The organism is Nitratireductor sp. GISD-1A_MAKvit, assembly GCF_040819555.1.
Taxonomy (GTDB): Bacteria; Pseudomonadota; Alphaproteobacteria; order Rhizobiales; family Rhizobiaceae; genus Nitratireductor.
In genome coordinates, this window is the sequence record NZ_CP161920.1 from 88,197 (window position 1) to 111,673 (window position 23,477).

Here is a 23,477-nt window from a genome sequence, read left to right on the forward strand (position 1 = left end):
GGGCTCAATTGTTGACGGCGAGCGTGACCAGATGACAGGGTGTGACGGTCTGCGACAGGGCGAGGGGAAGCCCCGCTCTGTCAAAAACCAGTTTCTCGATCCGATAGACAGGCTGCGTGGTCGAAACACCTAGCACTCCGGCTTCGTCGGCGCGGGCGAAGCCTACGTCGATCTGCCGCTCGGCGCTCGCCGGCTCTGCTCCATAAGCACTGCGAAGGCTGGCAAAGAAACTCCCGCCCGCCGTTACGGGTTCAAGCACATCGGCAAAACGCTCGGCGTCCACATACAGGTTTTCCAACGTCATCGGTTGATCGTTCATTTCGAGCAGACGCACGAAACGATACAGCCGCGTCGCCTGAAGCCGCGCCGCAGTGGTTGGAGAAGTTGCGTTCTCTTCACACTCCAGCACGCGGTGCCCCGCTTTGTGCCCCTGCCCCTCGATCACATCGCTAAAACCCGAAAGCGAGATGGTCTGTTGCACCTTGCGCGGAGCAACCAGCGTGCCCCTGCCCTGCTGACGCACCAGACGCCCCTCCGCGCATAGCTCTGCGACTGCCCTGCGCAGAGTGATCCGACTGACGCCGTATTTCGCGCAGAGGTCGAATTCGGACGGCAGAAAGCTGCCTTCAGCAAGACGTCCTGCCTCTATCTCGGACAGAAGCTTGCGCCGCACCTGTTCGTAGAGCGGCAGGAGGTCTTCTTGCGCCATTGTGGCCTCAATAGTCGGTGAGCTTCTTCATGTAGCGGCGACCGTCGAGCATGACCTGCTGACGATGGTCAGCAACCTTATAGATGAAGCGCCAAAGCGTGTCGAAGAAGATGAGCGGAACGACATTTCCTTGGAACCGCGGGTCTATTCCCGCAAGGTCAAGCTCCGCCGCATCCAGAACCAGTATGTTCTCGGCCCTGCCGAAACGGTGCAGGAACGCCTCGGCGCGCTCATCCAGTGCCCGGGTCGAATCGATACCCTTCATCAGCACGAAGCACCGGGTCTCGTCCAGGACTTCAAACGGGCCATGGAAGAACTCGTTCGAGTGTATGGCCTGGCTGTTGATCCACTGCATCTCCATCAAAACACAGATGGCAAAGGAATAGGCCGCACCATAGCTCGCCCCGGATGCCATCGTGTAGATCACATCCTGCTTCGCGAAATGTTCGGCATACCGGTCCCAAAGGGGTGCATAGGTTTCCTGTGCGCGGTCGATTACCGCCTGCAGACCGGAAAGACTCTCGATCAGAACACCCGTCAGGTCTTCTCCACCGGATGCGGCCACGAGCCCCATCACGATCTGGTAGATGATGGAGTAATTGCTGTCCTTCGCGTCGATCGGAACGCCCGTCGTGTAGGGCGCCTCGAACTTCACCGGATGATCGACGGCCGCACCGAGCGGTGAATCGGGATCAACCGTCAGACCAATAGTGACAGCTCCCTTCTCCCTTGCGAATTTCGCGGCTGCCGTTGTTTCCCTTGTCGTTCCCGTCATGGAGCAGAGAATCACGAGCGTATCCGGTCCAAGGCGTTTGGGCTGACGGGCAACGAATTCAGCGGCGTTGAAGACGTCCGAGGGCAGCGATGCATGCTGATCGAACATGAACTTGGCCGGATGCATGATCGACAGCGACCCCCCACAGGCCACAAAGAAAACATGGCGCAGCGCCGTCACGTCGATCGACGACAATGCGGCCGAAACGGCCGGATGGTAGCGGTCGGGTAGAGACATCGGATATCATCCTTTTCGTATATGACGACATAAGACATATTAATTTTTCAATTCAAGTGTCAAGGAGCCATTGACAAGGCGGGAGATTTATTGCGAACGTTCTCATAGTGTCATGAAAATGAGTTGTCGGTGTTACAGTCTGCTCCTAAAATCCTAGCCTTCGGTGACAACGTCGTGGACTGCTACCACGACCAGCAGCGAATGTTCCCCGGTGGAAACTGCGTCAATCACGCGGTGTTTGCGCGACGCTTCGGGGCCCGCACCGCCTATGCAGGCGCCGTATCCGACGACGCCGCAGGGCGGGCCATCCGCGATGCCTTCATTGCGGAAGGTGTCGAGACCTCCCTCCTTCGCATTGTGCCCGGGCAAACCGCCTATTGCGTGATCACGAATGAAGATGGCGAGCGCGTTTTTACCGGCGCAAATCTCGGGGTCTCAGTCATCGCTCCTTCGCCCGACGATCTTGCCTGGATGAATGATGCGGACGCCGTTCATACCGGTCGCTCCAGCCATGTGGATTCCTGGCTGGAACATTTCGCCTCGCTTACACGCGTTTCCTACGACTTCGCCACGATCAATGAGGAAGATCGTATTGCCAGCATCGCCCCGCACTGCTTTCTGGCCGGGTTTTCGGGTAGCCACCTGGAGCGGGACGAAGCCATCGCCCTGACGCAGATGACGTTACGCCACGGGGCTTCATGGGCAGTGATCACCCGCGGAGAAAACGGTGCCCTGCTGGCTGGCCCTGACGGCGTGATCGAGGCTCCGGCGGTGCCGGTCCAACCCATCGACACCCTGGGTGCTGGCGATACTTTCATCGCTCGCACCCTTGTGGGCCTGCTGCGTGGTGAGGCTCCGGTTACTTTCCTCCGTGAGGCAGCAGAGGCGGCAGCCGCAACCTGCCTGGCACAGGGGGCCTTTGGCCACGGTGCCCCGATGGAGGTGGATCTGACCACATTGCAGACGATCGATGAGATCTACGCCACCACGCGCCCGGCCCCTGGGCCGGACACCGAACTCCCGGCAACAACATAAGAAACGGACTTGCGAAAACGTTCTCATGTTTTCGCTCCACAAGTCCCGGAAGTGCCTGAAACAACGACTGGAACCACACAGGGCAAAGACCCGCAAAAGGAGGAACCCATGAACCAGCTGACTTCAACTTTCCGGCTGCTCACCGCCGCCGCAGCCATGACAACCATGCTTACGGGAGTGGCACTGGCTCAGGAAATCAGCATTCGCATTGCCACGGTGAATTCGCCCACCAGCGAATCATGGAAAGGCGTGATGGCGACGGCAGAGCGCGTCACCGAACGCACCGACGGCCGCGTCAAATTCGAGGGTTTCCCTTCGGGTCAGCTGGGCACCACCACGGATTCGATCGAACAGGCCAGCCAGGGTCTGCCGGTCATGACCTTCACCTCCGCCTCATTCCTGTCCAGCTTCGGGGTACCGGAGCTTTCGATCGTCGAGGGGCCCTTCATTGTCTCCAGCACCGAAGAAGCCGAAACGCTCGCCTTCTCCGATCTGATGCAGGGTTACTATGACCGACTTGCCGAGATGGCCGGCATTCGCGTTGTCGCCATCAACTGGTTCGATGGTCCACGCCACATGATCGGCACTGCCGGCTATTCATCACCCGAGGACCTGAAGGGTGTGCGCATGCGGGTGCCGCCGGTTGAAACCTGGCTGAAGACATTTGAACCGCTGGGCGTGGTGGCCACCACGGTTGAAGCCGCAGAGGTCTACTCTGCCCTTTCACAGGGAGTGGTCTCCGCAGCGGAAAGCCCCCTCACCGGACTACGCGCCTCAAAATGGCCCGAAGTGGCCAAGGAGATTACGCTGACCGGACACTTCAATCTCTTCACCGGCTGGGTGATGAGCGAAGCCGCGTTTCAGCAGATCAGTGAGCAGGACCGCGCCATCCTTCTGGAGGAATTTCGCAAGGGTGGCCAGAATCTGACCCAGGTCTCCGCAGATCTCGAAGCAGAAATCCGCTCCGAATTCGAAAGCCAGGGCGTTACGTTCCACGAGGCGGACCTGGATGCCTACCGCAAAGCGACAGCGAGCTTCTATACGAGCTTTCCGAACTGGCCCGATGGCCTTTACGATAAGGTTCGCGCGGCAGCGACTGGCAACTGATTGCCAGGGGCCGGGTGCCTTCTGCGTCGCCCGGCCCATCGTTCATCCAGTAGGGAGGCTGGCGAAACGATGAAATTTCTGCGTGCCTTGATAGGCTTTGCTGGCATCACCCTGCCGGCGCTGCTTCTGGCAGCGCTGGTTGCCATTGTGGTGGCGGACGTGGCCGCACGAAACCTCTTCGCCATATCAATTCTCTGGGCGCAGGAATTCGCGGTCATTCTGCTTGGAGCCACCGTCTGGCTCGGCCCTGTCTGGCGCGGCCATGCGAAATCAGCTTTTCGGCGTCTCCCTCTTCGTGGACCTGCTACCGCCCCGCCTCGCTTTTGCCGCCCGCCTTCTGGCAGACATGCTGGTTCTGCTGATCGCTGCTCAGGTCATCCGCGCCGCATTTGCGCAGATCACAACTGCCCGCTTCACGGTATTCCTCTCGCTCGGCTGGCCAAAATGGATCATGGCTGCGCTGCTGGCAGCGGGCATGACCATGGTCGTTCTTAGTCGCTTGCTGGAGATGGCCGTCAACATCAGGAACCAGCGTCCGTGACCATCGTCGCCATCACCTTTGTCCTGCTTCTCGTGCTCGGCCTGCCGATTGGCTTTGTCATGCTCGGCGCGTCCATGGCCTATTTCGCTCTCAACCCGATGATGACGAGCCTTGTCGCACAGCGCATGTCTTCGGGGCTGGAATCCTTTCCTCTGCTGGCGATTCCGCTTTTTGTCGTAGCCGGGGCAGCAATGGCGCGTGGCGGCATTGCCGAGCGGCTCTATGCCTTTTGTGAAACTCTGGTGGGCCACTGGCGCGGTGGGCTGGCGCAGGTTGCCGTTCTGAACTCGGTTTTCATGGGTGCGATGTCGGGTTCTGCAAACGCAGATGCCGCCATCGATGCACGCACCATCGTGCCGGTGATGCGGTCCCGTGGCTACTCCAACGCCTACGGGTCTGTGGTAAGCGCCGCTTCGTCAATGATCGCTCCGATCATGCCCCCCTCCATAGCCTTGATCGTCTATGGATTGTTGACGAACACCTCGATAGGCCGCCTATTTGTCGGCGGTGTCATTCCGGCCATTCTGATCGCGGTCGTTTTGATGCTTACAGTGCGATGGACCGCCAAGCAGATGCAGCTTGAACCGGTTCGCGAAACGCGGGCCGACCGGCACGAAATCCTCCTGAAAGGACGAGCGGCACTGTGGGGACTTGCGATGCCGCTCATGCTGCTTCTGGGTCTGCGGAGTGGCTGGTTCACGCCGACCGAACTGGGCGCCGTCGCGGCCGTTTATGCATTTCTCGTCGGTGTCTTGATCTACCGCGGGCTGACGCTCAGCGACACGATGGCATTGCTGTCGGAATCAGCCGCCACCACGGCCGGTGTTCTTTTCATTGTCGCTTCCGCATCGGTGTTCTCTCTGATCCTCAGTCTGGAACAGGTGCCTCAGCAGCTTGTCACCGCCCTTCTGTCGATATCCGAAAACAAATATGTCGTTCTTCTGGTTCTCAACATAGCGTTGCTTCTGCTCGGAACGGTGTTCGAAGGGCTTGCCATCATTGTCATCCTCGGCCCGCTTCTGGTCCAGGTCGCACAGGGCCTCGGTGTCGATCCGGTGCATCTCGGTGTGGTGCTGGTCTTCAACACCACGATCGGCTCCCTCACCCCTCCTGTCGGCACGGTAATGTTTACCGTCTGCTCGATCACCCGCTGCTCGGTGGAAGACTTTACGAAGGCTTTCGTCCCTTTCCTCGCCTCAGCGATTGGCGCCCTCTTTCTGCTCACCTATGTGCCTGCGCTGGTGACGTTTCTTCCCAACCTGGTGTTCTGACAAACCAAAAAACCGCAGTCGCGTCCTGCGGGTTCGATCGGCCTCCATTCTTCGGCCTCAGAAACAATCCTCGCGGAACTACTGTGGCATCACTTCATCTGGACAGCGAGCGTATCTGCCGCTTTGACCAAAAGCCCCAGATCCACACCGCTGGCAACAAACTGATAGCCCCAGTCGCGGTAGCGCTTCGCATCCTCCGGATTGGTGGCGAGGATGCCCGCCGGCTTTCCCATCTCCCTCAGCTGGTCCACCGCCCCACGCAATGCCCTCTGCACGTCCTCTTGGCCGGGATTGCCCAGATGACCGAGCGATGCTGCGAGATCGGACGGACCGATGAAGACACCATCGACCCCGTCGACGCAGGCGATTTCACCCAGCGCCTCCAGCGCTTCTCCCGTCTCGATCTGCACGAGGAGACAGACTTCGCGATTGGCAATATTGAAATAATCCTTGGCTCGACCGTAGCGGCTTGCGCGCGTGCTGCCGGCCACCCCGCGGATGCCCTCCGGTGGATAGCGCGTGGCAGCGACTGCGGCGCGTGCTTCGTCAGCATTTTGCACGAATGGCACAAGAACCGTCTGCGCACCAATGTCGAGCACGCGTTTGATCAGCACCTTGTCATTCCAGGCCGGACGCACGATGGCTTCGGCAGAACCCCTGGACGCCGCCTGCAACAGCGGATAAAGCCCCGCCACTTCCACCGGCGAGTGCTCGCTGTCGAAGAGCAGCCAGTCGAAACCGGCATCCGCCAGCGCCTCGGCAGCGATGGGGCTGCACAGGCTGCTCCACAGACCGATCAGCGTGTCGCCGGCCAGAAGCCGCTTCTTGAATGTGTTTTCCAGGCTCCTCACAGCGGGCCTCAGACGAACTGGACGGCAACGCTGCCGAGCGGGCCGAAATCCGCATGCAGCGTATCGCCCTTCTGCGCCCAGACAGGCCGCGTGAAGGAGCCCGACAGCATCATGTGGCCAGGCTCCAGCGTGATATCGAAGGGCGCGAGCTTGTTGGCGAGCCACGCAATCGCCATCGCCGGATGACCGAGCACACCGGCGGCAAGACCTGTCTCCTCGATCTCTGAATTACGATAGAAGACCGCACCGACCCAGCGCAGGTCCACCTCGTCGGGCCGCACGGGCCGGCCACCGAGCACGATGCCGGCAGCGGCGCCATTGTCGGCAACCGTATCGAAAATCTTGCGCGGCTCGGTAACACGCGCATCGATGATCTCGATGGACGGCACCACATATTCCGTGGCGCGCAGCACGTCGATCAAACCCACATTCGGTCCCTTGAGCGGTTCCTTCAGAATGAAAGTCAGCTCCGGCTCGACGCGCGGAACGCAGAAATTCTCAAAGGGAACCTTCGCGCCGTCATTCAGGATCAGATCATCGAAGAGATAGCCGTAATCCGGTTCATCGATCTTCGAGCTGGCCTGCATTGCCTTGGAGGTGAGTCCGATCTTGTGACCGATGATTTTAGCGCCTGCCTTGACCCGTTCCTCGGCCACCGCCGAGGAGATGGCGTAGGAATCTTCGATCTGGATATCGGGGAACATCTCCGAGGGGCGGCGACCCTGCACCTTGGTGCGATGGCTTTCGAGCAGGGAGCGAACCGCTTGTGCGCGCTGTTCTTCGCTAAGCATTATGAATGTCCTCTGAAGCGATTTCAGGAAAAGTGGGAACCGGCGTTCCGTCCGGAACTGCGCAAAACAAAGGTCAGAGTTTTACGCAGACATTGCGCAGTTCGGTGTAGAATTCGAGCGAGTGAACGCCGCCCTCACGGCCGATGCCCGAGCGTTTGGAGCCGCCAAAGGCGGTGCGCAGGTCGCGCAGGAACCAGCAATTGACCCAGGTGATGCCTGCATCGATGCGGCCCGCCACGCGGTGGCCACGCGACAGATTGGTCGTCCAGATCGAGGTCGCCAGCCCATAGGGGCTGTCATTCGCCAGCTGGATCGCCTCTTCCTCATCATCGAAAGGCGTGATGTGCGTGCAGGGACCGAATATCTCGTCTCGCACAACGGGCGAATCTTCCGGGAGGCCGGTCCAAACCGTCGGCTCCACCCAGCTTCCGCCTTCATAGCCCTGAATGGAGGGCACGCCGCCACCGGCGAGAATCTCCGCGCCACCGGTCTTCGCCTTCTCATAGTAGGAGAGCACCTTGCGGCGATGCTCCTCGCTGATGAGCGGCCCCATGGTCGTTTTCTGGTCGAACGGGTCGCCATAGGCATAGGCTCTCGCTCTTGCCGCGAGTTTCTCGGCCACCTGATCGAAGATGCCGCGCTGCACGTAAAGGCGCTCGGTGCCAAGGCACACCTGCCCCGTATTGGCGAAACAGGACCGGCCAAGCCCCTCTATGGTGATGTCGATGTCCGCATCGTCGAACACGATGCCGGGATTCTTGCCGCCAAGCTCCAACGAAACGGGGCGCACGCCACGCGAGGCCGCCGCCATGATGGCTTCGCCCGTCGCCGTTTCACCGGTGAAGGTGATCGCGTCCACGTCGGGGTGGCTGGACAGAAATTCACCCGTGCTGCCGCCGCCAAAGCCATGCACCACATTGTAAACGCCTTCGGGAATGCCCGCTTCGTTCATCACCTCGCCGAGCAGCGTTGCGGTGGCCGGTGTCTCTTCCGATGGTTTCACAACGACGGTGTTGCCACAGGCAAGCGCCGGCGCGACCTTCCAGGTCATCAGGAGCAGCGGCAGGTTCCATGGACAGACGACGCCGATGACGCCGCGCGGCATGCGGATCGCATAATTGAGCGCCCCTGCTCCGTCCGGCGTCGCCATCTCGAAGGCTTCGGTCGCGACGCTGGCGATCTGGTCGGCGAAAACGTTGAAATTGGCTGCGCCGCGCGGGATGTCGATATGGCTGGCGATGGAAACAGGCTTGCCCGTATCCATGATCTCGGCGCGCAGAAACTCATCGAAACGCGCATTGATGCCATCGGCCACCTTACGCAGAAGCGCAATGCGTTCCTGCACGCTCAACCGCGCCCATGGCCCCGTGAGCGCCTTTTTTGCCGCCGAAACGGCCGCGTCCACATCCTGCTCGCCGGCAGCGGAGACAAGCGACTGCACCTCGCCCGTGGCGGGAAAACGGTTTTCGAACAGGTCGCCGGTGCCATCGACAAAGCGGCCATTGATGAAATTCTGAATACGCTTCACGTAATCTCGTCCTTCTTGCGGAAACTCAGAGTTCGGGATCGCCTGCGGTGAGGAAATCCCACATGCGCTCAAAGATGCGGCCGGCCTTCGTGGCCCGCTCGCTTGCCCCTTCGGCGGAAAATGTCGGCGGCTCGTCGCCAAGCCCGGCTGCCAGCGCTTCCAGTTCGATGCGGCATGCATCTTCCAGATACCAGGCAAGCACCACCGCCTCCTCCAGCGTGTCGCCCGCCGTCACCGCGCCGTTGCCGCGCATCAGCACGGCGCGCGCATCGCCCATGGCGGAGAAGACACCCCTCGCCTTTTCATCGTCACGCACCAGCTGCGGGTCGTCCCAGAGCGGCGGTTCCGGCGCGAAATAGGCGCCAAAGCCGTGACGTGCCTTCGGAGACCTGCCAAGCGCTGCAAGCGCCATCATTTTCGGCGACATGAAGCGCGCCACGCCGCCGACCGTCGGCCGGTTGCGATAGATTTCCTGATGAATGCGCACCTCGCCCAAAACGCCATCGGGCAGCGGACCGCTGACCGGCACCACCGTGCAGGCCCTCGCCCGGCGCAACCAGCCCCATCGGTTGGGGCGGACAGACAAGAAAGCGCTCTGCATCGATGCGCGCCGAGCAATGGCCATAGGCGTGGGCGAGACCATGCCTGCCCAGCGCCCGCGCCGCCACGCGCACCCTGCGCGCCAGATCGTCCATATCGGTCTGTGTCACGGCTCAGTCCTCGAACGCGGCGATGTTGGGCTTCGCACCCCAATGGCAGAAGCCGACAGGCTCGAAGGCGAACTGCCGGTCGCGCCAAAGGGGTTCGTCGTGGATTTCGCAGACACCGGTCGAATATTCGAAAGTCATGCCATCAGGGCCGCTGAAATAGAGGAACTGCGCAGACGAAGTGGGATGGCGTCCCGGACCGAAAGTGATGTTGATCTGCCGGTCGCGAATGAAGTTGGTCGAGCGCTGGATGTCGTCGGTCGATTCCACCTGATGATTGATGTGCTGAATGCCGGCCTTGTGGTAGGGGAAGAGCGCGATCGTGTGGTGTATCGAGCCAAGCCGCATCAGCGGTGCATCGCCGATGCGGTCGGAAACGCGCGCGTTGCAGACCGTGGTCCAGAATTTCTCATCCCGCTCCAGATCGCTGGAGCACAGGCCCACATGGCTGAAGCCGGTAATGCCGGCATCGCGGGTGCCGTGATAGCGCTGGCCGGAAAAGGCCGGGCGCACGACAAATTCGATGCTGTTGCCGGTCGGGTCGCGGAACCGGATGAACTCACGCACGTGGCGCGCCTCGCATTCCTCGCGGGTGCCGTAATAGACCTCCTGCTTCAACCCTTCGAGCGTGGCGGCCGCAGCATGCAGATCGGCAGACGAGCCGAGTTCGAATGCGGTCACCTGGTCTTCCGGATCACCTTCGAAGTAGCACAGCGTGTGGTCGCGGCTGTCGGATTTGAAATGCACCGCACCCTTGCGATGTTCGGACACTTCCAGCCCTAGAATGTTTTGCGCAAACCAGACCGCCCCCTCCAGGTCGCGCGTGCCGAGACGGCAATAGACCACGTCCTTCAACTCGATCATGTCGCTTCTCCTGTCGGTTACGCGCCCGAAAACTCGGGCTCATTGGTGGGAGAACCCCACGCGCAGTGGGAAAGGGCCGTATCGGGAAACTGGCGCGGCGTGCGCTCGGGCTCCGCCTCGCTCATGCCCGTGGAATAGCTGAACAGCACATCGCCCGGCCCGCGGGTGGCAACGAAGATTTTCTCCGATGCCGGCTGACGGCCCGGACCATGGACGACGGGCATCTGCCGCGCCTGCAGGAAATAATGGTTCTGCATCACGTTGTTGATCGACTCCACGGCGAAGTCGACACCCAGTATGCCGTCGCGGGCCGACGGATAGAGCGCGATGCGGTGATGCGCGCCGTCGATGCGGATATAGGAGGCATCGCCGGCCCAGTCGGAGACGGCTCCGCCCAGAACGCGCGTCCAGAAATCCTCATTGGCAGCTATGTCGGTACAGGCCAACGACACGGAAGAGATTTCCGTGATGCCCGCATCGCGCGGACCATGATAGCGCCAGCCGGATGTGAGCGGACGCCAGACGAGTTCGACCGTCACGCCGTTGGGCGCGGTGGCGGCAATCCCTTTCTTGATCTTGCGTGCTGCGCAGGCCGTCTCGTCGAGCGCGGTCACGGCAAATCCTTCTCCGCGCAGCCGTTCGGCCATTGCTGTCAGGTCTTCGTCGCGGGCGACGGTCAGGGCGACCGCGTCCCCCTTCTCGGCTGCGCTGAAACAGAGCGAATAAGCCCGCGCATCGGAGCGGAAATAGGCGCGCTCCTCATCCCGTGCAAACTCCTGCAGCCCGACAATTTCGGTGGCGAAGGCAGACGCCTTTTTCAGGTTGTCGGTGGCCAATCGCACATAGCGAAGATCGCGATAGGGTCCGCTCACAATATTTCTCCAGGTTCCAATGCGGAGCGCTTCACGCGCCCCGCCGTTTCATGTCGATGGCCTCAAAGCCCCGATGCTTCGGCTTCCAGCTTTTCGAGCATCGGGGCTTTGGTGCGCCATTCCTTGTACCAGTTGTCGATGGCCTCGCCGAAGAAGGCGCGGTCGATCGTGATGACCGGCACTTCCGTGCCTTTCAGCTTTTCGAGATAGTCGGCATCGATTTCGGCGTAGGAGCCCACCAGCGTGTCGAGATGGGCGCTGAGCACGTCTTCGATGATCGCCTGATCCTCGGCGGGGACGGCACCCCATTTGCGCCCGGAGCCAACGGCGATCATGGGGAACATCATGTGGTTGGATTCGATGATCGTGCCCGCATGCTCGTAATATTTGCTGTTCCAGGTGCCTTCGAAGTCGATCTGCATGCCATCGACCTGCCCGTTGGCGAAGGCATCATAAAGCGCCGGCAAAGGCATGGGTGTCGGAGCAGCCCCCACCTTGACCCAGAAGTCGAGCTCGGGCGCGAAGGGCACTGTGCGGATTTTCTTGCCCGAAAGCCCACCGACATCCTTCACCTCGCCGCGCATGACGATCTGGCGCAGGCCGGCCATCGCGTAGCCGAAACCTTTGAGGCCGAACTTGTTGACCCCGTCGAGCAATTCGCCAGCGGTCTCGCCCTTCAGGAGCTTTTGCGCGCCGGCAACGTCCTTGACGATATAGGGTGCGAGGAAAATGCCGTAGTTCGGATCGCGGTTGGCAAACTCACCGAGCGTGAGGAAAGCAAAGTCCAGCGCACCCGTCTGCAATTGCTGGAGCATCTGCGCTTCGTTTCCAAGCTGACCGCTCGGGAAGATCAGAAGCTCGACGCGTCCGTCGGTCTTTTCCTTGAGTTCATCGGCGATCGTGTTGGCCGTCACCGTCCACTGATGCGGCGGCGGCGTGATGAGACCGAGCCGGTACTCGGCGGCGCCAGCGACCTGCGTCGCCAGCATGACACCGGCAATGGCAAGCGCGCCCGCTATCTGTTTCAGCATGTTTTTTCCTCCCGTTAGCGATGCTTGGAGCTGCTCCGGCTTCCCGTGCCGGACAGCAGATTGAGAATTTCGGGAACCTGCGCATCCCGCAGGGCGGCAAGCGCTTCGGGATCCGCCAGATCGGGGCTTTGCGCGACACCGTCGATGAGAGCGGCGCGAGTATCCGCGCCGAGCTGGGGCGCGCCGAGCGAGGCCCACCACTTTTCCACCTCCGGCCCCAGATCGTCGAAGAACTTCGCCAGGCCGGCATCGCCGCCGGCCAGATGAAAGATCGCCGTCGGTCCGGTCACGCACCAGCGTGCGGCAAGCCCTTTGGTCACCGCCTTTTCAATGTCGTCAACCGACGCAACGCCTTCTGCCGCCAGATGGACCGCCTCGCGCCACAGCGCAGCCTGAAGACGGTTGACCAGATGGCCGGGCATTTCCCGTTTGAGCCGCAACACCGTCTTGCCCAGACCCGTATAAACGGCGTCGGCCAGATCCATCGCCACCGCGCTCGTCTTTGCGCCCGCACAGATTTCCACCACCGGCATGAGGTATGGCGGATTGCAGGGATGGCCGATCACAAGGCGTTCGGGATGGGACAGAGCATTCTGAATAGCGCTCGGCGACAGACCCGATGTGCTGGATGCGATCACCGCATCTGCCGGCACATGCCGCTCGACTTCGGCAAGCACCTCTCTCTTGAGTTCCAGCCGCTCCGGAAGCGCCTCCTGCACGAAGGCGACGGCCCTCTCAACGTGGTCGAGCCGCGCAATGTGCGAGGGCGGCGCCTCTGTACAGTCGCCTCCAAGCCGTTTGAGAACGGGCAGAGCCTTTTTCCAGAGAAGCGCGAGGCGACCGGCTGTCTCGGGTGCAGGATCGTAGACCTGCACCGGGTGCCCTGCTGCAGCAAATGCAGCCGCCCACCCGCAGCCTATGGTTCCCCCTCCGACGATCAGAACAGGTGCTTTCGTTTCAGCCATCACAGAAGCTCCTTCAGGCCCGTTGCCAGCCATGGGAAGAAGGCCAGGAGAACCAGAACCGCGGCGACAGCCAGAAAGAACGGCGTGACCAGCCATGCGATGCGCTCCGCCTTCACTCCGCCCATCAGTGCGGCAGCAAAGAGCCCCGTCCCCACTGGCGGCGTGAGCAGGCCCAGTGTCAGGTTCAGACAGACGATGACGCCGAACTGGAACGGGTCGATGCCATACACATCCGTCGCGACCGGCAGCAGAACCGGGACCACGAGGATGATGGCGGGGATCGGGTCCGTGACCATGCCAAGCATCAGGAGAAGCAGGTTGAGAAGCAGCAGGAAGACGATGGGCGAAGTGGTGATGAGCTGCAGCCCATCCGCCACCCGCGCCGGCAGGTTTTCAAAGGTGATGACCCAGCTGAAAACCTGCGCCGCCGCTATGAGAAAGAGCACCACGGCAGCACTGCGCGCGGCATTGGCAAAGGCCGGGAAAATGTCGGCGACGCTCATCTCGCGATAGACGAAAAGCCCCGTCAGCATCGCCGCAAGCGTGGCGATGGCGGCAGCTTCGGTCGGCGTTGCCAGCCCGCCGAGAATGCTGCCGATGATGACAGCAGGAATGGCGAGCGCGGGAAGCGCATCGAACAGTGCCGCGCAGCGTTTTTTCATCGTCAGCCGTTCCGAACGCGGAAAGGCATAGAGCCTGGCAAAGACGGCAATCACGACAATGAAGGCGATGAACATCATCGCGCCTGGCACGATGCCTGAAATGAACAGGTCGCCAATCGGCATCTGCGCGACCACGCCAAAAATGATGAACAGCATGGACGGCGGGATGATCGGAGCCAGAAGACCGCCGGCCGCCGTGATGCCCACTGACACATCGCGCGGATAGCCGGCCTTTTCCATCTCCGGCACGGCGATCTTCGACATGATGGTGATCTGCGCCACGGTCGAACCGAGGATGGACGCCATCAGCATGTTGGCGACAAGATTGACGTAGGCAAGACCGCCGCGCACCGAGCCCAGCAATGCGAGCGACAGGCTCATGAGACGCCGGCCAATGCCGCCGGCATTCATGAATTCGCCAAGCAGAATGAACATGGGCAGAGCCAGGAGGCCGTAATTTTCGAGCCCGCCGAAGAGCTGCTGGGCATAGGACTGGAGCAGCACCGTGTTGCCGCTGACAGCGATGAACACCAGCGCAGTCGCCGCCAGGACAAAGGCAATGGGCAGGCCAACCAGCAGAAACGCAAGGAATGAGCCGGCAATCGTCATCCTTCGACCTCCCCGCTCCGCAGCCGCGCCACAAGATTGGCCCATGCGTGAATTGCACCGCATAGAAAGAACACCGGCAGGATCAACAAGAACCAGACCTTGCGCATGCCGATTGTCGTCGTTGGCTCCTGATAGATGAAGTTGAAGCTCTGCTGGCTGAACGTTTCGACCGAGCCGGCGGAAAGCACACCCACCGGGTCGAACCAGTTCCAGAGAATGACGCCAAAGATGCCGAAGAAAACCAACAGTGCGACATCCACCCCGATCAGGAGCGCTCTGCGGCATTTGGCCGGCATCATGTCGGTGAGAAGTGTCATGGATATGTGATTGCGGTTGCGGATGCCAATGGAGGCACCGATCAGTGCTGCCCAGATCATCACATAGATCGCCAGCTCATCCACCCAGATCAGAGGCGAACCCAGGCTGCGCGTCACCACATTCAAAAGCAGCAACCCAAAAACGGCACAGAGCAGAAGCCCGGCACAGTACCACTCGATGGACGCCAGGCGGGCACTGACCCGCGCCAGCGCACCAATCCGCTCGTCTCGTTCTTCAGACAATACGCTCGACATCGGCAGAAACCGCCACCTCCTCCGGGCTCCCTTCCCAATTGGCGTGAATAAAATATCGATATTATTTGCAAGTCAATAAAAATATCGATATTTTTGCCATCAATGAAACGCGCTTGTCCAAGTCGGCGCGGGCCGGTTAACTGGAGGAAACGAGCGGAATGGCAGAGATCCTCGTCAATATGCGGTACGACGGACCGGAACGAACGATCGCCGAGCGGGCCTACAGGCTGCTGCGGGAAGACATCATTTCAGGCGCGCTCGCACCGGGCCTGAAACTCAAGATCGAAATGCTCCGCACGCGCTATGGGCTGGGCGCTGCTCCTATCCGCGAGGCGCTTGCGCGGCTTTCCAGCGACCATCTGGTCAAGCTGGAGGGGCAGCGCGGATGCGAAGTGGTCCCCATGTCCGTCGGGGATGCACGCGACATTGCAAATATGCGCAAGCTGCTTGAGGTCGAAGCCCTGCGCATATCGATCGTCAACGGCGATGAGGAATGGGAAAACGGTCTTGCAGCCGCGTTTCATCGGCTGGAGCGGCTGGAACGGACGATAGATCAGGGCATTGACGATCTGGCCGCATGGGAGACCCTCAATCATCAGTTTCACAGGGCGCTGGTTGCGGCCTGCGATTCCCCATGGCTCCTGCGCATGCGCCAGCTCATGTTCGACCAGCATGAGCGATATCGACGCCTCTCCCGCGTCAAAACCGTCGCCACCCGAGACATCAGCCTTGAGCACCGCGCCCTCTTCGAAGCCGCACTTGACCGCGATGCCGACAAGGCCGTCACCGTTATGGAAACACATATCGGACGGACCACGGATGCGGTCGTACAGGCATTCGCAAGGCACGAACCGGCAGAGACAGGCGGTTAGGCTCGGAGACGTTTTCTGGTGAGGCTCGTCAACGCTTCCGGATCCGAGGCTGGTCGAGCCGAAAACCCAATCTCATTCACTCGGATCTTACAGTGCCGATCGTACCAACCGCACTGAAGGAGTAGCCGATACCGTATACGGATTTTATCGGCGCTGCTTTGTCGGTGTGGTTGGAGATCTTTCGGCGCAGGCGGCTCGCCACGGCATCCAGATGACGGTTTTCGAACGTGGTTTGCCGTCGGGACAGGATGCTGGCCAGTTCCTCCCGGGAGCACGGTTTTCCGGCATTCTCCATCAGAGCCTCGACGAAAGTCTTTTCGGTCGCGGTCAATTTGATTGCCCGCCCTTCAGGTGTCTGCAAAATCCAGCTCACCGCATCGAGAGTCCATTCGTGCGACGCTTCCCTTTGGGCCCGCTCCTGAGGCAGGCGGCGCAACAGACTGTGGATCGCCGCCGCGATCTCCCGCAAGGCGGTGTGCTTGACCAGATAGATATCCGCACCGCTCTCAAAACCGCGGACGCGGCTCTCGGTGTCACCATGCGCGGTAAGCATGATGATGCCGCAGTTCAACTTTGCGCGAATTTCCCTGGCCAGGCAGTAGCCGTCACCGTCGGGAAGCGATAGGTCGAGGATGACGACGTCCGGCAGGTCTTCTCTCCGCAACGCGGTTTCAAGCTCGGCTGCAGTGGCAACCCCGCTGGCCTCGAAACCCTGGAGGCACATGTAATCCACCAGATCACAGCGCAGGGATTCGTCATCTTCGATTACAAGAATCCGGTTCATTCCCGTTCTCTCACTCCCACAACCCAATCTCCGTGCGATGGGAACCGGCGGCCATTCCGGGGGTGGGAAGGCGTATGGTAGCAACGGTTCCTCCTCCGTCGCGCGGCCGCAGATCAAGCGCCCCATTGTGATACCGGACGAGCTTCCTGCAGGTGTAAAGCCCCAGTCCGCTGCCTGCGGTTTTTCGCGTGTTGGATGCACGGAAGAATCGTCGGCCCACATGGCTCAGTTCTCCTGCGGGTACACCAATTCCCCGATCTGCCACCTCAATAACCAAAAGTTTGTTGCGCCCCAGAAATGCCAGCTCAACCGGCAGATCGGACGGCGAATATTTGAGTGCGTTGTCAACAAGGTTGATGATGACGGTTCGCAGCATCTCCACATCCCCCCAATACTCGGGCACCTCCTCTGCAGGTTTGAACTGCAGCCTTGTCCCTCGCCCCATATCGTCGAAATACTGCCGAATCTCCTGCGTCAGGCCGGACAGATCAATCTTCTCGACCTTCATTCTGCTCTCAAGCATTTGCTCGGTGGAAAGAAAGCGGTCAATGAGTATTGTCATTCTGGAGACAGCTGCGTCGATGCTGGCAAGGCGTTTGGTCACGGCTGCGGGCGGCTTCGCTATCATGATGCCCAGCATCTCGGTGGCATAGCGTATGGCTGCTAGCGGCGTGCGGAACTCGTGGCTCACCATATGCATGAACTGGCGCTGTTCTTCACGGGCGGCCTTTTCCTCATCAAGGCTGGCAGAAAGCTCGCCCTCCAGCCGGCGACGCTCGGAAACTTCTACTGCGAGCGCTGCGTTCCTGTCGCGCAGGTCGATGGACAGCCGTTCCCCGACCATGAAAAGCATGCAGATGAACAGCCCCACAATGAACAAATGCCCCTGAAAGAAATACCAGCTGTTCACATCACTCAGGATCGGCGCGTTGGCGAACAGGTCGGGTTGCCAGAAAACAAGCGCGCTCTGGAGCAGGCTGGCGCCAATATATTCCAGCAGAAGCGCGATCGTGATCCAGCGCAGGAATACCGGCTGCCCCCGGTCGACATGGAGTATGCGGATCATCAGCCCCATCATGGCAAGGGTGAAAACGGTGGAGGCATGAATGCGAAGGGACAGATCCTGTGGCGCCACGATCATGGCAAGGCTCCAGAGCGCCATATGCGCAGCCAGAATGATCAGTCCAACCCTGAGACAACCCGAATGTCCGAGAAACCTCGCCATACCGTCCGCCAACAAGACCAGTCCGAGCTTGATTGTCACGTTGTCGACGAATAGTTGCAGCGGATGGGGATCAGGTCCACGCAGCGCCAGGAGCATCAATCCCAGAGCAATGGCGCTGAAGCCGGCTGCGATGAGTTTCAGTTCGTAAAGATAACGCCAGGATCGCCATACGAGAAGCCAGGCAAGGGCCTGCAAGGCGGTCGTGCAGACTTCGAGCAGCAATAGCGTCTTCAGATCCAGCATGGGGCCGTGTTGGCCTATTTTGCCGGCTACCGCAAGTTTCTTTCAAAATAATATTCCCACTTCGGAAGAGTTTAACGTCGAAAATTTCTCCCTTCGGCCTTCGGTCGCAAGAATTGGTCAGAATTGGTCAGAATTGGTAGCTGGAATCACTGGCAGGACTCTTCGTATCTGATGTGATCATGCCCGAAAACGATGTTCTTCATCAGGGCTCACCGGCAGGTTGAGCAGAGTCTCGGGCGATCTGGTGTTGGGTACGGGGGAATGCCGTTGTCGAGATATCCATTGTTCAGCGGGGCGGTCAGCAAGATTTTCAGAGCGTGTAGCGACACGCTCCCCACAGCGGTTCGGGGAGTTGCGGTTGCTGCTCTGGCAGGCGCGGCACTCATGTCTGGCATCCATCCGGCCAAGGCCGATTGGACCAACCCCTCCGTGTCGCTCTCTTTCAACGGGCAGGACGGAAAGTGTATCGCCGGTCCCTACGCCAATAGTGTGTACACAGAGGTTGCCGTCAACTGGTCGGCCTACAATACCGATCCCATTCCTGGCAGGGCGATCGAGCTTGCTATATGGGAGGAACGCGTCAGCAAAGTTTCTGCCACCGGCTCCGTTATTGCGAATGCGCCGACGGGGCAATCAACGTGGAGCGGTGTCGTCAACGTCCATCGGGATCATCTGATCACAGGGACCAGCGATGCCTATCTCGGGCTGCGGGATCGCTGGGATGACGGGGCAATCTGGTCAGACGAACAAAGCCCGGTCAACTCAGCTGATCGGGTCGCTCCAGAAAACGGAATCAGAGCCTATACCGCCATCGATATGGCGAACGACCCGGACTGCGTGGCCAATCCCGAAATCACGGTCATTGGCAACGCACAGCCAATTGTGGACGGCGCTACATCCACATCCACATCAAACTGGACCGCATTCGGTTCAACCATTTCCGCGAGCACTTATCCCATCAACCGGGTTTTCGAGATCCGGAATGAGGGCACGGGTACGTTGAGCGTATCCAATGCCAGCCTCTCAGGCGCAAATGCCTCGCAATTCACGATTGTCTCACCACCTCCATCATCGATCGCATCCGGCGGTTCGGGCACCTTCACTGTTCGCTTCTCTCCAGTGGGAGCGCCGGGCTCGAGGAACGCCACGGTGACGCTTAGAAACAATGATGCAGATGAAGACCCCTTCACATTTGCCATATCGGGCACCGCGACCAACACAGCGCCCACGGCCAATGCGGGCGCCAACCAGACGGTGAACTCCGGTGCGGCAGTAACACTGAATGGCTCGGCATCATCTGCCAATGATAGCGGACAGACATTGTCCTATTCATGGAGCAGGGTCAGCGGTCCTCCCGTGCCCCTGTCAGGGGCCTCCTCGGCCACGCCGTCTTTCACCGCGCCTACGCTCTCCCCGGGGGGGGCGAATGTGACGCTGGTGTTCCGGCTTACCGTTAATGATGGGTCGCAGGCGGCCAACGATACCGTGACCGTTACCGTTACACCGCCTCCCAATACCCCGCCCACTGCAAATCCAGGGCCCAACCAGACAGTCGGCTCCGGTGATGCAGTATCGCTCAATGGCTCGGCCTCATCGGCGAATGATTCCGGACAGGGCCTGACTTATGCCTGGAGCCAGACCAGCGGAAACCCGGTAACACTGACGAATGCATCTACCGCGACCCCTTCCTTCACCGCGCCAACACTGTCGCCCGATGCAGGGAATGCGATCCTGACTTTCGAGCTGACGGTCGATGACAGTATGGAGACCGCATCGGATACGGTGACCATTACTGTCACACCGCCGCCCAACACCGCGCCCACCGCGAATGCAGGGCCTGATCAGACAGTCGCCTCCGGTGATGCGGTTTCGCTGGATGGTTCAGGATCATCAGCAAATGATACAGGCCAGACGCTGACCTATGCGTGGAGCCAGACCAGCGGCCCCGCAGCGCCGCTGACGAATGGAACCAGTGCGGCCCCTTCTTTCACCGCACCGACACTCACGGCCGGTGCGCCGGATGCACTTCTTGTCTTTGAGCTTTCAGTGGATGACGGCATGGCCACGGCGACAGATTCCGTTACCATCATCGTTGAAGCCCCGCCAAACACACCGCCGACAGCCAATGCCGGTACGGATCAGACTGTTGCCTCAGGCGCATCCGTGGCACTGGAGGGGACGGCCTCGTCGGCCAATGATACCGGGCAAACATTGACCTATTCATGGGTGCAGACCAGCGGCGCTTCGGTGAGTCTGAGCGGAAGTTCAACTGCTACGCCATCCTTCACCGCCCCGACCCTCGCAATCGGCGATGCTGATGAAGTTCTGACATTCGACCTTACGGTGAATGACGGGGTGGCGGGCGCAACGGACTCAGTAACCGTCACCGTGACAGCACCAGGCAACACAAGGCCAACGGCAAATGCCGGCACAGATCAGACTGTTGCCTCTGATGCGTCCGTATCGCTGGATGGAACGGGCTCCTCCGACCCCGACAGCGGTCAAACCCTGACCTACGCCTGGAGCCAGACCAGCGGGCCATTCGTGACATTGACGGGGGCATCGACGGCGACCCCGTCCTTCACCGCCCCGACGCTGGCAATCGGCGATGCAGACGCGGTTCTTGTTTTTGAGCTTACGGTTGGCGACGGCATCGATAATGCTTCGGATTCGGTGTCCGTGACCGTGCGCGCACCCGGCAACACTCCGCCCACAGCAGATGCGGGCGGAGACCAGACGACGGGCTCCAACAGTTCGGTCACGCTCAGCGGCTCCGCATCCTCACCCAATGATAGCGGACAGACCCTGAGTTATTCTTGGTCCCAAACCAGCGGCCCTTCCGTGATCCTTTCAGGGGCGACGACAGCCACACCATCCTTCACGGCCCCAACGCTGGCGATCGGCGATGCAGACGCAGTTCTTGTTTTTGAGCTTGAGGTCAATGACGGTTTCTCGTCTGACGTGGATTCGGTGACCGTGACCGTAACCGCACCACCCGATACCCCCGCCACGGCGGATGCCGGAGCCGACCAGTCAGTCGCATCGGGCGCAGCGGTTTCATTGGATGGATCGGGATCATCGGCCAATGATAGCGGGCAGGCTTTGACCTATTCCTGGACGCAGACCAGCGGGCCATCAGTCACGCTGGCGGGGGCCACAAGTGCAACGCCATCATTCATGGCACCGATCCTTGCCATCGGCGCAGCGGATGAAGTGCTGGTTTTCGAGCTCTCCGTGAATGACGGTTTTTCGGGAGCGGTCGATTCGGTTGCGATTACGGTTTCGGCACCCGGCAACACACCACCGACCGCGAATGCCGGTTCTGACGAGACAGTTGCTTCCGGCGCGTCCGTCACGCTGGATGGCACATCCTCTTCATCGAATGACGCGGGACAGGCGCTGACTTACACCTGGAGCCAGACCAGCGGCCCCTCGGTCGCGCTGACAGACACGTCGAGTGGTTCTCCATCCTTCACGGCGCCAGCCCTTCCAATCGGCGGTGCGGATCAGGTTCTGATCTTCCAGCTTGAAGTTGACGATGGCTTCGCGACCGCGACGGACACTGTGAGTATTACCGTTTCAGCTCCGGGCAACACGCCCCCGACAGCTGATGCCGGTTCTGATCAGGCGGTTCTCTCGGCAGCGTCCGTCACACTGGACGGATCAGGGTCTTCATCCAATGATGCTGGGCAACCTCTCAGCTATGCATGGACACAGACGGGTGGCCCTGCGGTGACACTTACCGGTGCGGCCGGCGTTTCCCCCACATTTAACGCTCCAACGCTCGCGATCAATGACCCTGATGTCGTTCTGACTTTTGACCTGGAGGTGGATGACGGCTTTGCTTCTGCGACGGACCAGGTCAGGATTACCGTGGCAGCACCTGGTGACATCATCCGGCCCGATGTAACTGTGACCGCGCCGGACACTGAAGTCGTGGCGGGCGAGAGTGTCGTCGTAGAAATCCTCTTTTCCGAACCCGTTTTTGGCTTTTCCAGCGCCGGCATCTCGGTCCTGAACGGGCACGTCCGATCCCTGAGCGGAGCAGCCACCTTGTATCACGCGACGATCGTCGCTTCGGGACAGGGGGATCTTTCGGTGTCGGTGCCATCAGGTGTTGCCAGCGATGCTGCCGGAAATACGAATTTCGCTTCAGGAACGATTGTGGTTTCCGATGCCACGGTTCGGGAAACGCAGCAGCAAATGGCGCGCTTCATGCAGGCGCGCGCCACCCAGCTGATCAGCGGACAGCCCGACCTCATTGCACTGTATCGCAAAAGTGGGAGCGGCTCGCTCAGTGCCCGGGGAACATCGGAAGACGGCATCCTCAGCCTCGCGACGCGCCCGTCCGATCCCGTATGGGCAGAATTGTCGGCAAGCTGGTCCAAAAACGCGGGCACGACGAACCGCTATACACATCTTAGCACCGGAACCCATTTCGAATTAACGCGGCACCTTGCTGCCGGGGCCATGTTTCAGGTCGATTACCTGGAACATGAAACCGACGATGCCTCCATTTCCGGCGCCGGCTGGCTCGCCGGCCCTTACCTGGTTGGACGCCTACCCGGGCATCCACTTTACTTCAGTGCACAGGCACTGCTCGGCGAAAGCCGGAACAGTCACGCCCCCTTCGGAACCTACACGGATACGGTATACACGCAGCGTGGCCTTTTCCGCGCAACCGTTGCAGGTGATGTCACACTCGGTCTCATCACCCTGACCCCGAGCCTCGACGCGGTCCATCTTTTTGATCGGCAACGCTCCTATACCGACACTCTGGGCAACCTCATTCCCGAACAGTCGATCTCCATGAACTCGCTCAAAGTGAGCCTTGATGCCGCGATGCCGATCGACGTCCCCGTTGGTTCATTGACGTTGCGAGGCGGAATTCCCCTCACATTTTCCAGCACGTCTGGCAGTGGCGAAGCCGCGTCATCGATCTCTGCCAGCGACGGGACCCGACTGGGTTTCCGGCTCGGTGTTGACTATCTCTTCGAGAATGGCGGCAAGCTCACATTTGACTTCGATTATGACGGACTGGGAAAGGACGAGTACGAGCAATACGGTGCCGGATTGAAGTACAGGATTGCATTTTGATTGTGCTGCACGACGTTCGAGCACTGCATTCCGCACTGACCGCCCGCCTCCTCTGGCGGACGGAACTCAATCGTGGTGTCTGGAAACAGACCCGTTCATTCGTTCCCGTGTCGCCATCCAAAGGCAGCT

At 60.3% G+C, this 23,477-nt stretch carries 20 protein-coding genes; 6 read left to right on the forward strand and 14 right to left on the reverse strand.

The features are described 5' to 3' along the window. Positions 1-4: 4 nt before the first annotated feature. The gene (locus AB2N04_RS01615) at positions 5-709 is read right to left on the reverse strand and encodes a GntR family transcriptional regulator (protein WP_367716591.1); all 705 of its coding nucleotides are present in this window, start codon (positions 707-709) and stop codon (positions 5-7) included. A 7-nt stretch (positions 710-716) separates the two neighbouring features. Next, on the reverse strand, positions 717-1,721 hold the full coding sequence (locus AB2N04_RS01620) for an SIS domain-containing protein (protein ID WP_367716593.1): 1,005 nt from the start codon (positions 1,719-1,721) through the stop codon (positions 717-719). 174 nt (positions 1,722-1,895) lie between these two features. Here AB2N04_RS01620 and AB2N04_RS01625 point away from each other — a divergent pair, with 174 nt between their 5' ends. From AB2N04_RS01625 to AB2N04_RS01640, 4 genes are all read left to right on the forward strand, one after another. Continuing rightward, on the forward strand, positions 1,896-2,756 hold the full coding sequence (locus tag AB2N04_RS01625) for a PfkB family carbohydrate kinase (RefSeq protein ID WP_367716594.1): 861 nt from the start codon (positions 1,896-1,898) through the stop codon (positions 2,754-2,756). 108 nt (positions 2,757-2,864) lie between these two features. Beyond that, positions 2,865-3,863: a TRAP transporter substrate-binding protein DctP gene (gene dctP / locus AB2N04_RS01630; RefSeq protein WP_367716596.1), complete on the forward strand. Its 999-nt coding sequence runs from the start codon at positions 2,865-2,867 to the stop codon at positions 3,861-3,863. A gap of 262 nt (positions 3,864-4,125) precedes the next feature. After that, a complete protein-coding gene (locus tag AB2N04_RS01635) occupies positions 4,126-4,404 on the forward strand; it encodes a TRAP transporter small permease subunit (RefSeq protein WP_367716598.1) in 279 nt (92 codons plus the stop codon). After that, positions 4,401-5,675, forward strand: a complete 1,275-nt coding sequence (locus AB2N04_RS01640) for a TRAP transporter large permease (RefSeq protein ID WP_367716599.1) — start codon at positions 4,401-4,403, stop codon at positions 5,673-5,675. The genes AB2N04_RS01635 and AB2N04_RS01640 overlap by 4 nt, the downstream gene beginning before the upstream one ends. Positions 5,676-5,764: 89 nt before the next feature. Here the strand turns inward: AB2N04_RS01640 and AB2N04_RS01645 are convergent, their stop codons facing one another. The 10 genes from AB2N04_RS01645 to AB2N04_RS01690 all read right to left on the reverse strand — a co-directional run bounded on the left by AB2N04_RS01645 (position 5,765) and on the right by AB2N04_RS01690 (position 15,115). Then, complete coding sequence (locus tag AB2N04_RS01645; protein WP_367716601.1) at positions 5,765-6,526, reverse strand: HpcH/HpaI aldolase/citrate lyase family protein; 762 nt, start codon at positions 6,524-6,526, stop codon at positions 5,765-5,767. Between the two features lie 8 nt (positions 6,527-6,534). Beyond that, entirely contained in the window at positions 6,535-7,317 is a 783-nt protein-coding gene (hpaH, locus tag AB2N04_RS01650; RefSeq protein ID WP_367716602.1) for a 2-oxo-hept-4-ene-1,7-dioate hydratase, read from the reverse strand. Between the two features lie 73 nt (positions 7,318-7,390). Then, positions 7,391-8,845, reverse strand: coding sequence for a 2-hydroxymuconic semialdehyde dehydrogenase (locus AB2N04_RS01655; RefSeq protein WP_367716603.1), 1,455 nt, complete (start codon positions 8,843-8,845; stop codon positions 7,391-7,393). Positions 8,846-8,870: 25 nt separating this feature from the next. Continuing rightward, positions 8,871-9,431 (reverse strand): class II aldolase/adducin family protein, encoded by a 561-nt coding sequence (locus AB2N04_RS01660; RefSeq protein ID WP_367716604.1) that lies wholly within the window; start codon positions 9,429-9,431, stop codon positions 8,871-8,873. A 127-nt stretch (positions 9,432-9,558) separates the two neighbouring features. After that, on the reverse strand, positions 9,559-10,416 hold the full coding sequence (locus AB2N04_RS01665) for a VOC family protein (RefSeq protein ID WP_295809185.1): 858 nt from the start codon (positions 10,414-10,416) through the stop codon (positions 9,559-9,561). Between the two features lie 17 nt (positions 10,417-10,433). Further along, positions 10,434-11,288, reverse strand: a complete 855-nt coding sequence (locus AB2N04_RS01670) for a VOC family protein (RefSeq protein ID WP_367716605.1) — start codon at positions 11,286-11,288, stop codon at positions 10,434-10,436. Between the two features lie 62 nt (positions 11,289-11,350). Next, entirely contained in the window at positions 11,351-12,319 is a 969-nt protein-coding gene (locus tag AB2N04_RS01675; protein WP_367716607.1) for a TRAP transporter substrate-binding protein, read from the reverse strand. A gap of 14 nt (positions 12,320-12,333) precedes the next feature. Beyond that, positions 12,334-13,284 (reverse strand): 3-hydroxyacyl-CoA dehydrogenase NAD-binding domain-containing protein, encoded by a 951-nt coding sequence (locus AB2N04_RS01680; RefSeq protein WP_367716609.1) that lies wholly within the window; start codon positions 13,282-13,284, stop codon positions 12,334-12,336. Beyond that, positions 13,284-14,555: a TRAP transporter large permease gene (locus AB2N04_RS01685; protein WP_367716610.1), complete on the reverse strand. Its 1,272-nt coding sequence runs from the start codon at positions 14,553-14,555 to the stop codon at positions 13,284-13,286. The genes AB2N04_RS01680 and AB2N04_RS01685 overlap by 1 nt, the downstream gene beginning before the upstream one ends. Next, positions 14,552-15,115 carry a TRAP transporter small permease gene (locus AB2N04_RS01690; RefSeq protein WP_367716611.1) on the reverse strand — a complete coding sequence of 188 codons (564 nt, stop codon included), beginning with the start codon at positions 15,113-15,115 and terminating at the stop codon, positions 14,552-14,554. Before AB2N04_RS01690 ends, AB2N04_RS01685 begins: the two co-directional genes overlap by 4 nt. Before the next feature lie 170 nt (positions 15,116-15,285). On the opposite strand from AB2N04_RS01690, the gene AB2N04_RS01695 reads away from it, so the two are divergent. After that, complete coding sequence (locus AB2N04_RS01695; RefSeq protein ID WP_367716613.1) at positions 15,286-15,999, forward strand: GntR family transcriptional regulator; 714 nt, start codon at positions 15,286-15,288, stop codon at positions 15,997-15,999. Positions 16,000-16,075: 76 nt separating this feature from the next. Here the strand turns inward: AB2N04_RS01695 and AB2N04_RS01700 are convergent, their stop codons facing one another. Both AB2N04_RS01700 and AB2N04_RS01705 read right to left on the reverse strand, forming a co-directional pair. Then, a complete protein-coding gene (locus AB2N04_RS01700) occupies positions 16,076-16,783 on the reverse strand; it encodes a response regulator transcription factor (RefSeq protein ID WP_367716614.1) in 708 nt (235 codons plus the stop codon). A gap of 10 nt (positions 16,784-16,793) precedes the next feature. Further along, positions 16,794-18,251, reverse strand: coding sequence for a sensor histidine kinase (locus AB2N04_RS01705; RefSeq protein WP_367716616.1), 1,458 nt, complete (start codon positions 18,249-18,251; stop codon positions 16,794-16,796). A 384-nt stretch (positions 18,252-18,635) separates the two neighbouring features. On the opposite strand from AB2N04_RS01705, the gene AB2N04_RS01710 reads away from it, so the two are divergent. Next, positions 18,636-23,348, forward strand: a complete 4,713-nt coding sequence (locus tag AB2N04_RS01710; protein WP_367716618.1) for a choice-of-anchor D domain-containing protein — start codon at positions 18,636-18,638, stop codon at positions 23,346-23,348. Positions 23,349-23,477: the final 129 nt, after the last annotated feature.

Bases quoted from the DNA above. Each gene is read 5' to 3' on its own strand.
- AB2N04_RS01635 (WP_367716598.1), top strand. From the start codon at position 4,126: ATGCGAAATCAGCTTTTCGGCGTCTCCCTCTTCGTGGACCTGCTACCG.
- AB2N04_RS01680 (WP_367716609.1), bottom strand. From the start codon at position 13,284: ATGGCTGAAACGAAAGCACCTGTTCTGATCGTCGGAGGGGGAACCATA.
- AB2N04_RS01685 (WP_367716610.1), bottom strand. From the start codon at position 14,555: ATGACGATTGCCGGCTCATTCCTTGCGTTTCTGCTGGTTGGCCTGCCC.
- AB2N04_RS01700 (WP_367716614.1), bottom strand. From the start codon at position 16,783: ATGAACCGGATTCTTGTAATCGAAGATGACGAATCCCTGCGCTGTGAT.
- AB2N04_RS01615 (WP_367716591.1), bottom strand. From the start codon at position 709: ATGGCGCAAGAAGACCTCCTGCCGCTCTACGAACAGGTGCGGCGCAAG.
- AB2N04_RS01675 (WP_367716607.1), bottom strand. From the start codon at position 12,319: ATGCTGAAACAGATAGCGGGCGCGCTTGCCATTGCCGGTGTCATGCTG.
- dctP (WP_367716596.1), top strand. From the start codon at position 2,865: ATGAACCAGCTGACTTCAACTTTCCGGCTGCTCACCGCCGCCGCAGCC.
- hpaH (WP_367716602.1), bottom strand. From the start codon at position 7,317: ATGCTTAGCGAAGAACAGCGCGCACAAGCGGTTCGCTCCCTGCTCGAA.
- AB2N04_RS01665 (WP_295809185.1), bottom strand. From the start codon at position 10,416: ATGATCGAGTTGAAGGACGTGGTCTATTGCCGTCTCGGCACGCGCGAC.
- AB2N04_RS01620 (WP_367716593.1), bottom strand. From the start codon at position 1,721: ATGTCTCTACCCGACCGCTACCATCCGGCCGTTTCGGCCGCATTGTCG.
- AB2N04_RS01695 (WP_367716613.1), top strand. From the start codon at position 15,286: ATGGCAGAGATCCTCGTCAATATGCGGTACGACGGACCGGAACGAACG.
- AB2N04_RS01710 (WP_367716618.1), top strand. From the start codon at position 18,636: ATGTCTGGCATCCATCCGGCCAAGGCCGATTGGACCAACCCCTCCGTG.
- AB2N04_RS01705 (WP_367716616.1), bottom strand. From the start codon at position 18,251: ATGCTGGATCTGAAGACGCTATTGCTGCTCGAAGTCTGCACGACCGCC.